The organism is Acinetobacter parvus DSM 16617 = CIP 108168, from assembly GCF_000368025.1.
Classification (GTDB): Bacteria; Pseudomonadota; Gammaproteobacteria; order Pseudomonadales; family Moraxellaceae; genus Acinetobacter; species Acinetobacter parvus.
The window spans coordinates 59,002-71,473 of sequence record NZ_KB849211.1 but is presented as its reverse complement, the minus strand read 5'-3'; the positions used below and the strand labels follow the sequence as shown (position 1 = coordinate 71,473).

General features: G+C 42.7%; 12 protein-coding genes and 1 pseudogene. 9 read left to right on the top strand and 4 right to left on the bottom strand.

Features of this window, described 5'->3' with window-relative positions:
* Positions 1 to 131 precede the first annotated feature (131 nt).
* Positions 132 to 599, bottom strand: coding sequence for an inner membrane protein YiaA (yiaA, locus tag F988_RS02435; protein ID WP_004680862.1), 468 nt, complete (start codon positions 597 to 599; stop codon positions 132 to 134).
* Between the two features lie 246 nt (positions 600 to 845).
* Between yiaA and prfA the strand changes: the two genes are divergently transcribed.
* The 3 genes from prfA to F988_RS02420 all read left to right on the top strand — a co-directional run bounded on the left by prfA (position 846) and on the right by F988_RS02420 (position 3,639).
* Positions 846 to 1,934, top strand: coding sequence for a peptide chain release factor 1 (gene prfA, locus F988_RS02430; RefSeq protein WP_004677700.1), 1,089 nt, complete (start codon positions 846 to 848; stop codon positions 1,932 to 1,934).
* Complete coding sequence (gene prmC, locus F988_RS02425) at positions 1,934 to 2,752, top strand: peptide chain release factor N(5)-glutamine methyltransferase (protein WP_004680861.1); 819 nt, start codon at positions 1,934 to 1,936, stop codon at positions 2,750 to 2,752. Before prfA ends, prmC begins: the two co-directional genes overlap by 1 nt.
* Before the next feature lie 116 nt (positions 2,753 to 2,868).
* Complete coding sequence (locus tag F988_RS02420; RefSeq protein WP_004680860.1) at positions 2,869 to 3,639, top strand: 3-hydroxyacyl-CoA dehydrogenase; 771 nt, start codon at positions 2,869 to 2,871, stop codon at positions 3,637 to 3,639.
* Between the two features lie 37 nt (positions 3,640 to 3,676).
* Here F988_RS02420 and F988_RS14265 read toward each other — a convergent pair.
* Positions 3,677 to 3,949: pseudogene (locus tag F988_RS14265) on the bottom strand (flavin reductase family protein); the annotation flags it as partial.
* 149 nt (positions 3,950 to 4,098) lie between these two features.
* Here F988_RS14265 and F988_RS02410 point away from each other — a divergent pair.
* The 5 genes from F988_RS02410 to F988_RS02390 are packed head-to-tail and all read left to right on the top strand — an operon-like array spanning position 4,099 to position 7,576.
* Positions 4,099 to 4,827, top strand: coding sequence for a HesA/MoeB/ThiF family protein (locus tag F988_RS02410; protein ID WP_378251358.1), 729 nt, complete (start codon positions 4,099 to 4,101; stop codon positions 4,825 to 4,827).
* A 57-nt stretch (positions 4,828 to 4,884) separates the two neighbouring features.
* Positions 4,885 to 6,183: an ABC1 kinase family protein gene (locus F988_RS02405; RefSeq protein WP_004680857.1), complete on the top strand. Its 1,299-nt coding sequence runs from the start codon at positions 4,885 to 4,887 to the stop codon at positions 6,181 to 6,183.
* 28 nt (positions 6,184 to 6,211) lie between these two features.
* Entirely contained in the window at positions 6,212 to 6,592 is a 381-nt protein-coding gene (gene folB, locus F988_RS02400; RefSeq protein ID WP_004677684.1) for a dihydroneopterin aldolase, read from the top strand.
* Complete coding sequence (locus F988_RS02395; RefSeq protein WP_004680856.1) at positions 6,549 to 6,983, top strand: 2-amino-4-hydroxy-6-hydroxymethyldihydropteridine diphosphokinase; 435 nt, start codon at positions 6,549 to 6,551, stop codon at positions 6,981 to 6,983. Before folB ends, F988_RS02395 begins: the two co-directional genes overlap by 44 nt.
* Before the next feature lie 41 nt (positions 6,984 to 7,024).
* Complete coding sequence (locus tag F988_RS02390; RefSeq protein ID WP_004680855.1) at positions 7,025 to 7,576, top strand: DUF2799 domain-containing protein; 552 nt, start codon at positions 7,025 to 7,027, stop codon at positions 7,574 to 7,576.
* A gap of 45 nt (positions 7,577 to 7,621) precedes the next feature.
* Here the strand turns inward: F988_RS02390 and coq7 are convergent, their stop codons facing one another.
* Together coq7 and F988_RS02380 are read right to left on the bottom strand one after the other, a co-directional pair.
* Entirely contained in the window at positions 7,622 to 8,257 is a 636-nt protein-coding gene (coq7, locus tag F988_RS02385; RefSeq protein WP_004677677.1) for a 2-polyprenyl-3-methyl-6-methoxy-1,4-benzoquinone monooxygenase, read from the bottom strand.
* A gap of 3 nt (positions 8,258 to 8,260) precedes the next feature.
* Complete coding sequence (locus F988_RS02380) at positions 8,261 to 9,583, bottom strand: MFS transporter (RefSeq protein ID WP_004758157.1); 1,323 nt, start codon at positions 9,581 to 9,583, stop codon at positions 8,261 to 8,263.
* Between the two features lie 163 nt (positions 9,584 to 9,746).
* On the opposite strand from F988_RS02380, the gene F988_RS02375 reads away from it, so the two are divergent.
* Positions 9,747 to 12,470: an autotransporter assembly complex protein TamA gene (locus F988_RS02375; RefSeq protein ID WP_004680853.1), complete on the top strand. Its 2,724-nt coding sequence runs from the start codon at positions 9,747 to 9,749 to the stop codon at positions 12,468 to 12,470.
* Positions 12,471 to 12,472: the final 2 nt, after the last annotated feature.

Here is a 12,472-nt window from a genome sequence, read left to right as displayed (position 1 = left end):
TTGGTGTCTGGATTGTAGCGTTTTGTTTTGGTGAATAAATTTAAAAGAGAAATAATGATGATAAAGCATATGGATAGTAAGCATCATCGCGAAATAGGGAAGTTCTCGGGCTGAACTTCCTTAAGCTAAATTTAATCTTGTTGATGATCTTGCTGTGGGGAATCCTCCAGTTTCAACTGGCGGGGATTCAACTCATTTTGCAGGCGTAGGTAATTTAGGTCACGAATATTCTTTTGTGTTGCAACAACCCCAAACAGGCTTAGCAGGAATGACATAATATAAAAACCTTTTTCACTCATGGTGATGTCAGCATTCCATAGGCTGATCAATAACAGCACGATACAGACTGCCATGGATACCCAGCACAGACCATAGTAAATTGTGGTAACAGCAATTTCCTCCAATTGATCACGAATGGTTTTCTGCAATGAGGCGGCAGAAAATAAACCATAGAGTAAAATGACCAGATAGTAGCCTTTTTCATGCAAGGGCATATTGGCATTCCATAGCCCAATCATGAATCCGACCGCCCCAGCAAGTAAAGCAACCCAGCTTGCCGCAATAAATGCGGAGGTTGGACGATTAATAAAATTATTCATACATATTATCCTGTTGTTTTATCTTTCTATTTGTCCCTGATTATTTATATCGGAGCACAAATCCAAGAACAAGTGTCCACAACCAAAACTGAACAATTTATGATGAAATGAGGGCGAATGGGTAAGTTGGCCCGTTTCTCTATGTCTTTTAAGCACCAGAATCTGTACACTATGCGCAATTTTTTAATGTTAATTGTGCGGTATATGTTGTATTCGCACAAACCTGAATTTTGAGATATTTCGCCCATGAAAGCATCACTCCGTTTAAGACTGGATCAACTTTGTGATCGTCATGAAGAGCTGACTGCATTACTCGCTGATGTAGAAGTGATTTCGGACAATAAACGTTTTCGTAAACTGTCCCGTGAACATAATGACTTAACTGAAATCACCGAGGTTTGGGGTAAATATCGTCAAGCTGAGGAAGATATTGAAACAGCTGAGATGATGAAATCTGATCCAGATTTCAAGGACATGGCAGAAGAAGAAATCAAGGCCAATAAAGAGCTTTTGGTGGAACTGGAAGATCAACTGAATGTGTTGATGATTCCAAAAGATCCGAATGATGCCAATGCGGCCTATCTGGAAATTCGTGCGGGAACAGGCGGTGATGAGGCTGCAATTTTTTCAGGTGACCTGTTCCGTATGTATAGCAAATATGCTGAGAATCAAGGCTGGCGTATCGAAGTGCTTTCTGAAAATGAAGGTGAGCATGGCGGTTATAAGGAAGTGATCTGCCGTGTCGATGGAGAGGGTGTCTATGGTCGCCTGAAATTTGAAAGTGGCGCACACCGTGTACAGCGTGTACCTGCAACCGAATCACAAGGTCGTGTGCATACCTCCGCATGCACGGTTGCCATTCTGCCAGAAGTTGATGTCGATACCACAGTGGAAATCAATCCTGCCGATTTACGTATTGATACCTACCGTGCATCGGGTGCGGGTGGTCAGCACATTAACAAAACCGATTCTGCGGTGCGTATTACTCACATTCCATCAGGTGTGGTGGTGGAATGTCAAGAAGAACGTTCCCAGCATAAGAACAAAGCCAAAGCGATGGCGTTGTTAGTATCACGTCTGGAAAATGCAAAACGTGCAGCGGCTGATGCGGCAACTTCTGAAATGCGTCGTGATCTGGTGGGTTCAGGTGACCGTTCTGAGCGTATCCGTACCTACAACTATCCACAAGGACGGATGACCGATCACCGTATTAACCTGACTTTATATAAGCTGGATGCAATTATGGAAGGCGATTTAACTGAATTGCTGGATAGCCTGCATCGTGAATATCAGGCAGATCAGTTGGCAATGCTGGCACAGGAAAATGGTGGCTAATGAATATTGCTCAGGCTTTAGAGATTAAAGGCGAAATTGATAGCTATGAGCGTCAGGAAGCTGCCTGGCTACTTGAGCATATTATAGGTGTCAGTATTTTAGAGCTTAAATTTAGGCTTGAGCAGGAATTGACAGAAATTCAGCAGCAAACTTATTTGGATGGGCTGGCCCGAATTGAACAGGGTGAGCCTTTGGCCTATGTCACAGGCTCACAACCATTCTGGACGCTGGATTTAAAAGTCACCCATGACACTTTGGTGCCACGTCCTGATACCGAAATTTTGGTGGAAACGGTTTTAAATCTTCCGCTTGCTCAAGATGCCAATATTGTTGATCTAGGCACAGGCACAGGCGCAATTGCATTGGCGCTTGCCAGTGAGCGTCCAAAGTGGCAAGTGATTGCAACTGATATTTATCAGCCAACGCTGGATGTTGCCAAAGAAAATGCCTTAAAGCATGGCTTAACTCAGGTTAAGTTTGCCTGCGGTGCTTGGTTTGAGGCTTTAGATCAACAAAGCTTTGATCTGATTGTCTCTAATCCACCGTATATTGATCCTGATGATCTCCACATGCAAAAGCTGAAATCTGAGCCTGAACGGGCGTTGATTGCAGCCAATCATGGTTTAGCGGATATTGAAACGATTATGCGTCAAGGCAAAGACTGGTTAAAACCACACGGCTGGATTGTGCTTGAACATGGTTATGATCAAGGTCAGGCGGTGTGTGACATCTTTGAGCAGTACGGTTTTAACCAAATCCAGACCATCAAGGATTATGGTGGCAATGATCGGGTGAGCTTGGGACAGAAGCTAGATTAAATAAGAATCGCCAAAAACGACATGTATTGTGCGATATTAAGATATTGCATTTGTGATCATAATAATTATGCTAAGTGCCGAACATTTATAATTTTTATGTAAACAGGAATATTCCAATGAAAATTCAGGGAAAACACTTTGTTATTACAGGTGGTGGTTCTGGTTTGGGAGCTGCAACCGCAGAATATCTGGTGGAAAAAGGCGCATCAGTTACGCTGGTTGATATGAATGTTGAGGCAGGCGAACAACAGGCACAGGCATTGGGTGAAAAGGCTGAGTTTGTAAAGCTGGATGTGACTGATGAACAGGCGGCGGAACAATTCTTTCAAGATGTCATTGCCAAGCATGGCAGTTTACATGGCTTGGTCAACTGTGCAGGCATTGGCCCATCTGCAAAAGTGCTGGGCAAAGAAGGTGTACATGATTTGGTAATGTTCTCCAAAACCTTGCAGATCAACGTGACTGGTACATTTAATATGCTACGCTTTGCTGCTGAGGCCATGAGTAAGAATACAGTTGAAGCAGACGATGAAGACCGTGGCGTGATTGTCAATACGGCTTCAGTTGCAGCTTTTGATGGTCAGATTGGTCAGGCTGCCTATTCAGCTTCAAAAGGTGCGGTGGTTGCCATGACCTTGCCGATTGCCCGTGAATTGGCGCGCCATGCGATTCGTGTCATGGTCATTGCACCTGGCATTATGGAAACGCCAATGCTGAAAGGCTTGCCACAAAATGTACAGGATGCTTTGGGGCAAATGGTGCCTTATCCATCACGTTTGGGTCGTCCTGAAGAATTTGCGCGTTTAGTTGCACACATTGCTGAAAATTCATATCTGAATGGTGAAGTGATTCGTCTGGATGGTGGCATCCGTATGGCGGCTAAATAAGATTTAAGATTGTGAAAAGTAGAAAAGCGATGGAATAAACCATCGCTAGTTGATGCACCATATCAATTTGATCGAAACAGGCAACTTGTAAGGCAAAATAACCACTTTGCTCAACCAGTTGCCTTGTCTTGGTACTTTTATCCAGTACAACCGTAACTTTGGCAGGTGTTATTTCCAGTGCACAGGCCCATGCCGCTGCCATTACATCCTGATCTTCGCCGTGCTGGGCAGAAACGAGTACAGTGGGGCCATGATTTAGCAATCGATAGGCTTTCGGAAGTTCAACGGGTATGATTTCTGGGACACTCAAATGGTTAAGCTATTCTATTTGTCAAAATAAAATTTATTACTTTCCTCAAAACATACATCCACTTAAAATCAGCAACATGATTGAGCTATACAGAAGCAAGCCACGTGTCACAACATCCAGAAAATGAATTTGAACTCAGTAATGATGAAATGCATCTCTACAGTCGACAAATTTTATTGGAGGGTTGGGATATCGAGGCGCAAGAAAAACTCAAGCTTGCCAATGTGCTGATGATTGGCGCTGGTGGAATCGGCTGTACCAGTGCGGAACTGCTGGCGCGGGCAGGTGTGGGTAAAATTACCATTATTGATGCGGATACCATCGAAATCAGCAATTTGCAAAGACAGATCGCATTTACTTCAAATGATTTAGGTCATTATAAGGCAGAAGTCTTAGCCAAACATCTTCAAAAAATTAATCCTCATATACAGGTGAACTATCAAAATAGTCGTTTTGATGAAAGTAATGCTGATGAATTGGTACGGCACCAAGATGTCGTTTTAGATGGTTGTGATAACTTTAGTACCCGATATTTAGTTAATGCGCTGTGCAAAAAACATCAAGTTCCCTTGATTAGTGCTTCGGCCATTGGCTTTGAGGGACAATTATTTATGGTTGAATCAGATTCAGCATGTTATGAGTGCCTGTTCCCAAAAGAGCAACATGCCAATGAAAATCTACGCTGTGCAGACTCTGGTGTTTTGGCAACAACACCTGTCACAATTGCAGCATTACAGGCTCATCACGCATTACTGTTTTTAGGGCTTGGTTTAACGCCACTCAGGCAAAAATTATTACTTTGGAATGGTTTAAACCTTTCCCAACGCATTTTACAGTTTGAAAAAGATGAAAATTGTCCGATTTGTCAGGCAACTTGATCAGTAAATTAAGCAAAATTTGCTAAACTAACGCCATCTATGAGGCACTGAAAGATTATGAAAAGAAATATTTTATTTGATGGACTGCGTTCCATTGGGCGTATAGGTGAAACTGTGATTGTTGCGGCACAGGCAGGTGTCAAATATGCAACAGAAAAACCAAGCAATGCTAAATTGATGCGTGAAACTTTTGAATCATTGGGTTCAACTTACATTAAGCTAGGACAATTTATTGCCAGTACCCCATCTTTATTTCCTCGTGAATATGTTGAGGAATTTCAAGGCTGCCTAGACCAGACGCCAACCTTACCTTTCAGCTATATTCAGGGCGTATTGAATGAGGAGTTTGAGGGCAGGAACCTCAATGAAATTTTTAGTTTTATTGATGAAAAACCATTGGCTTCTGCATCAATCGCGCAGGTGCATGCCGCAAAATTGGTTACAGGCGAAGATGTGGTAATTAAAGTCCAAAAGCCTGGTGTGGAAACCATTCTATATACCGATTTAAATGTGGTGCATTGGGCAACCAAGCTGCTGGAACGTGCTGTACCTAAAATCAAGTTCGCATCACTTTCCGAGATTGTTGATGAAATCAAGGTCCGTATGGTACGGGAAGTGGACTTTATTGAAGAGGCGCAAAATCTGGATGATTTCATTCAATATCTGAATGTTTCGGGTAATCAGGCTGCCACAGCACCAAAGGTTTACCATCAGTTTTCGACTCGCCGTGTGTTAACCATGCAACGTCTTTATGGTGTGTCATTAACTGACTTTGATGTGGTAAAAAAATACGCAAAAGACCCAACCCAAGTGCTGATTACCGCGATGAATACATGGTTTGGAAGTTTAATGCTGTGCAAGAGCTTTCATGCCGATTTACATGCTGGAAACCTGATGTTGCTTGAAGATGGCCGCATTGGCTTTATTGACTTCGGTATTGTAGGTCAGTTAAACCCAGAGGTCTGGAGTGCATGTATGGCATTTATGGACGCGCTACAACATACCAACTATACGGCAATGGCTGAAAACATGCTGAAAATGGGCATGACTCATCAAAAAATTGACACTCAGGTACTTGCAGATGACTTGGAGCGTCTGTTTAGTGGTGTGCTCTTGGCCGATCCTCAGGAAATTCTAAGCTCTAATCCAGCAGACCTTAATGACATCATGATGGATATGATTGGCGTAGGTGAGCGTCACGGTATCAAGTTTCCGCGTGACTTCGCCTTGTTATTCAAGCAAATGTTATATTTTGATCGTTTCATGCGTGTTCTCGCACCATATACCGATATTTATGCTGACCAGCGTTTGAAAATGGTTCACAATATTGAATCTGCTTCATTGTTAAAGCATTAATCTTATTTATCGGTTTATTAAGGTCATTATGGATGCCATTATTATTGAGGGACTAAAGGTCGATACCGTAATCGGTTGTTTCAACTGGGAGCGTCAGATCATCCAACCTTTAATGCTGGATTTAACCATTCATAATGACCTGACTCAGGCTGCATGTTCAGATGAGTTGGACGATACACTCAACTACGCCCAAATCTGTGAGCTTGCGGCACAAGTGATTCAGCAAGCCAAACCCAAACTCATTGAGCACGCTGCTCAACTTGTATTGAACTGTCTATTTTCTACATTTCCATCAATTGAATCGATCAGCATTACCATTCGTAAACCCGCCATTATTGCCCAAGCCAATGCAGTAGGAATTCGCCTTGAACGCAACAGAAACGATTTTTGCGCTCGCACTGGCCAGTAATGTTCAGCAGCAGCAAAATTTCACTTTTGCCTATGCTCAACTTGCAGAACTGGGGCATGTGGAATTTTCACCGATTTACCAGATTCCATGTCGGGATGGAATTGGGGCAGATTACTGGAATTCAGCCTGCCTATTACGAAGCACTTTATCGGTTGATGACATTATCGAGACTTTAAAACGATTAGAGACACAGTCGGGACGTGTTCGCCCATCGCATCATATTAGTCTGGATATTGATGTGATTGCATGGGGCGCAAACTTAACAAATATGCAATTCAATCCAAAAAAGTTACCATTGGCCCTGGATGTCAAAATTCCACTCTATGATTTATGGCAGCAAGCTGATTTAATTTATGATCAACAGATTCATTACCCTGTCATTACAATGTAATGTTTTGCTGTAAATAAATTGATAATAATAGGAATAGTTGTATGAAAATTATTTTACCATTTTCTATTTTGACGTTTTTGCTTTCTGGTTGTGCCGCCATGAGCGTTGAACAATGTAAAACTGCAAACTGGTTAAATGTCGGCGAAAAAGATGGTGCGGCTGGGCGCGAATCACGTTTGGACCAGTATTATTCCTCTTGTCAAAAAGCCAATATTATTCCAAATCAAAGCCTATATGAAAAAGGTTATCAGAAAGGTTTGAGCTATTATTGCCGACCTGAAACCATTTTCAATGAGGCATTAGAGGGGCGTGGTGATTTTCGGGTTTGTCCTTTGGAAAAGCGTGAGTCTCTACGAAGGTATTATCAGGTTGCCAATAATTATTATCAGGCGAATTCAGAATTTAACCGTTCACAAAGTGATTTAAACTACTATCTCAAAGAATTGGAACGTAAAGATTTATCGGTAAAAGATCGGGATGATTACAAAAAACGGCTTTATGATTTACGCTTAAACAGTAGTGCTGTGCAATCTCGTTATCAGAATGCGGTTAGGAATCTGGAACGATTTAAGGCAGAGCATGGATTACGTTAAGCGTTGATATAAGCGGGAGTCATTCGATATGACTCCCTTAATTTCTTAAAGATAATAACTGGTTTTTGTCATCAATTTTGAAATTGCAGTCATGGTGATTTTGACTGGCACGGGTAAGTCCACGCCGCCAGCCTGTAAGGCGGTATCACGATGATGCAGCTCATCTTCATTCATTTGCTCTAATATTTTGCGTGAACGTTCATCATGTTCGGGCAGTTGTTGCAAATGTTGCTGTAAATGCTGGCTGACTTGACGTTCCGTTTCAGCGACAAAGCCGAGACTGTATTTGTCCCCAGCAATGCCTGCAATGGCACCCATACCATAGGAGAGACCGTACCAGATTGGATTGAGTACACTGGTGTGGCTGTCTAGTTCTTTCAAACGATCTTCACACCATGCCAAATGATCCTGTTCCTCAATCGCCGCTTGCTGCATTTCCTGACGTACATGGGGGAGTTTTGCTGTCAGTGCCTGACCATGATAAAGCGCCTGAGCACAAACTTCACCACTATGATTGACACGCATTAAACCTGCGACATGACGGGCATCACTGACACATAACTGTGATGGTTCATCGGTAGCAGGGTTTGTACGTTGGGAGCTTGTCGCACCTGGAACCAAACTACGCAGTGCCTGGTCAAATGAGTTGATCAGTTTATCGAGACCTGTGTAATGACGCATAGATTAATCCTCTAAAGTATTCGACGTATCTGCCAGCAAGGGTTTAAGTCGTTTTAATAACCAGAATGAAAAAATCGCACTTAAAATGGCGGTGATGATAAACAAGATTTTAATATCAATTTTTAAAATGCTTAAGATTAAAATTGAGAAAATTGCAGAGGACACCATGAACACCGCATTTAAAATATTATTCGCCGCCACCACACGGGCACGATGGGAACGTGGTGAATAGGCTTGCATCATGGCATAGAGTGGGACGATATAAAACCCGCCGCTAATTCCCAGTAAGGTTACGGCAAGCATGACATGGTAATACACCATGCCACCTGTAAACATATCTTTTAATGAAAGCAGTTCGCCTGTGCGTTCAGGCACAAAAGCAAGGCTTGCAGCCAGATAAACCGCAAATAAGGTTAAGCCAATCGCGCCATAAGGCACCATCTTAATATTAATTTCACGCCCACCAATCTTTCGGCATAGTAGTGAACCTACACCAATGCCGATGGAGAAAAAGGTAAGTAATAAGCTAACCACATTTTCTGAAGCGTGGAGATTTTGTTGGCTAAGCTGGGGAATCTGGGTGAGATAAGTTGCCCCATAAAACCAGTACCATGAATTGCCAAGCAGAATCGTAAAAATCAAAGGGATGCCTTTGACATATTTCAAGGTTTGGAAGCTGGTTCGAAAAAAGTTCCAGTCAATTTTAAGGTCAGGCTCGGCCACTTTTTGCGGCAGAATAAAACGGCTGGATAAATAGCCTAAGCAGGCAATAGTTACCACTGTGATGCTAATCCACAGCAAATTACCCTCAGATGAGGCAATCACCGCACCGCCCAGAATCATACCCACCAAAATGGCGATAGATGTACCCGACTGGAACAATGCATTTCCCGACATCAATTCCTGTGGTTTAAGGATTTCAGGCAGAATGGCGTACTTGATTGGCCCAAAACAGGTGGAATGTGTTCCCATCAGGAATAAGGCAAATAACAGTAGCCATAAATTACCCAGTAAGAAACCTGCGCTCCCAATCAGCATAATCACGATCTCAAGAATCTTGATAAAGCGGATTAGTTGAGAACGCTCGTATTTATCGGCAATCTGTCCTGCGGTGGCGGAGAAGAGAAAGTAGGGCAATATAAACAGTAAAGCGGCTAAATTGTTGAGTGTGCTGATGGGTGCAGACTGTTGTTGAATCCAGCCATAGGTAATCACCAGAAGGAGCGCCTGCTTATAAACATTGTCGTTGAGCGCACCAAAAAATTGAGTGAAAAACATCGGTGCAAACCGACGAGATGTCATTAAGCGGTCATCTTGTTTCATCATTTGTTCACTTCATTGTGTTTTATAAAAAAATGTGACGAACTGTAAAAATGCACTAAAATGCATGTATGATATTTTTTAATGTTTGATTGGATGAAAATCAAAGATTTGAATAAATTTTTATCCACAAAAAACGACACATTAAAAAATAAGTTTAGAGTTCTACATGCCATCTCAAGCAAAGTTTAAACCGTCTGCACTGAGTCATTCTATGCATTTAATTTTTAAAATGCAGGGCTTTCCTAAACTTATTTGTGGTGGGTTTCTGATTAGTTCTTGTATATCAGTTGCTTGTGCACAGGAAAAAATCACGGAGCTGGCTAAAAATGAAGCGCTGGAATCCTCAACTACACAGCTTGAGGCAAAAACAGTTGCTGAAACCATATCACCTCAACCGCAACTGGACAGTGAACCCCAAACCGTTTCGGTACCACAACAAGACAGTTTGGCTGCGTTAAAACAGCAGGAACAGGCCGCAAACCAGATTGAAGAATTAAAACCGATCCAAATGGAAGACAATCTGGAAGATTTGCCCAGCATGACGATTGATCAGGGCATGGCAGATGAAATTTTCCGTGTAGCTGAAGAGGCGAAAAAAGAAGCCCAGAATTCCCGTGACAATGCGGCAAAAACGCCTGCTGTGCTGGTCAATGATGTTTCACAAACTGAGCTCACGGAAGTCACCAAGGCCCCTGTCAACATTGACAAACTGATGCAGGACATCCAGACCGACAGTAAAATTGTGGTTGAGGCCAATGAAGCAGGACGAACCCTGCCTGAGTTCCAGCCCCAGCCTGAATCATCACAGGAAAAAGTCGGATTTTTTAGAAAGATATGGAATCGGTTCCATCCTGAAAACCTGCTTAATGCCGAAAAAACTCCACGTATCACTGCTGATGTGACGGGTGCACCTCCCGTACTTGCCACCAATATCAAGGCCAAACTATCCAGCTTTACTCAAGAGGCTTTTGAAGACTTCAATCTGGCTTTACCCCAGTTAAGGGCCTTAACCAATCAAGCTGCACAGGCGGTTGGTTATTATAATGCGGTATATAAATTTGAACGGTTGAGTGACAGCAGGGTCAGAGTGATTGTCACACCCAATGAGCCTATCCTGATTAAAGAGCAAAATATTGAATTTTCGGGGGCTGGTGAAAGATTACCTCAACTACAAGTGATTCGTTTAATTCCAGAACAGGATGAGGGTGATATCTTTAATCATGGCAAATACGAAGAAACCAAAACAAAAATTGTCAGTGCAGCCAATGATAACGGTTTCTTTGATGCCTACTGGCGTTTGCATGATGTCAAGATTACGCAGCCTGATAAAACAGCAGAGATCAACCTGAAATATGAGACGGGTGAGCGTTATAAGCTGAAAAAAGTCGAATACCGTATGAGTGACCCAAGCAAGCCACTGCCGCTTACCCAAAAAGTGCTTGATAGTTTGGCACCGTGGAAAGAGGGTAATGACTACGCATTTTGGCGTGTCAATGTCTTAGCAAATAACCTGACCAATACCCGTTATTTCAATTACACCCTTGTTGACACCATCAAGCCAGACCCGATTCAACCTCCTTTGGAATTGGCGCCTGACTTACAGGCATTGGTAGACCAGCAGAAACTTCAGCAGTCACAGTTGATGAATAGTCAGCAAAAGGCTGATCTGGCACGTCAGAAAGTTACCTCTGCACAGGAAGTCACACAAAATGTGGTCGATGAGACCGTATTCTCTGGTGGCGAGTCTGCACAGGCCTATTCAGTTGCCCGCACAGCACCACGTTCACATGACCATGATGATGAAGATGAGGAACGCCACAAGCTTGAAGAGCAAACCCGAATCGAGAAAAAAATTCCAATCGTGGTGACATTGAATGCCGATAAATTAAATAGTCTGGAAACGGGTGTCGGTTATGGAACTGATACAGGTGCGCGTATTCGTAGCCAGTATCGTCGTGCCATTGTCAATAAATATGGACATTCTTTTGATGCCAACATTGAATTGTCGCAGATTCGTCAGTCCATTGATGGACGCTATAGTATTCCCTACAAGCATCCTCTTAATGACTATTTCAACCTTGTCGGTGGTTATGAACGTGAAGAGCGCAATGACATTGGCCCAGATATTAATTTATTGGTTGAGTCTGCTGTTTTAGGTGGTGAACGTGTTATTAAAAATCCTTTGGGTGATTGGCAACACATCATTGGTTTACGTTACCGTTTAGATCGCCTAACCAAAAAAGGCGATATTGATGTCAATGAACTTCCTGACGCGTTTAAGGTTTCAGGAATCGACTCCGAACAGGAATCCTTGCTGCTCAGTTATGAAGCGTCAAAAACCAATGCCAATTCACCTTTAAACCCAACCAAAGGCTTTAAACAGATTTACAAGGTTGAGTTGGGTACAGAATCATTATTGACAGATGCCAACATGGCCATCCTGACGGGAGGCTGGCGTTTTATCTATTCAATGGGTGAAAATGACAACCACCAGTTTGTGGGGCGTGGCGACACCAGCTATATCTTTACCGACAACTTCAACAAGGTTCCTTATAATTTACGTTTCTTCACAGGTGGGGATCAGTCGTTACGCGGTTTTGACTACAAGAGCCTATCACCAGAAGAAGGTGGCTATAAAATTGGTGGACAGGCCTTGGCCGTGGGATCACTTGAGTATAACTATCAATTTAAAGATGGCTGGCGTGCAGCGATATTTTCTGATTTTGGTAATGCCTATGATAAGCAGTTTAGCAATCCAACCGAGTACAGTATTGGTTTGGGCATACGCTGGAGATCACCGATTGGGCCGATTCGCCTAGATGTTGCTTCAGGTATCTCGAATGACAACAACCCAATCCGACTGCATTTCTTTATTGGTCCACAGCTTTAATA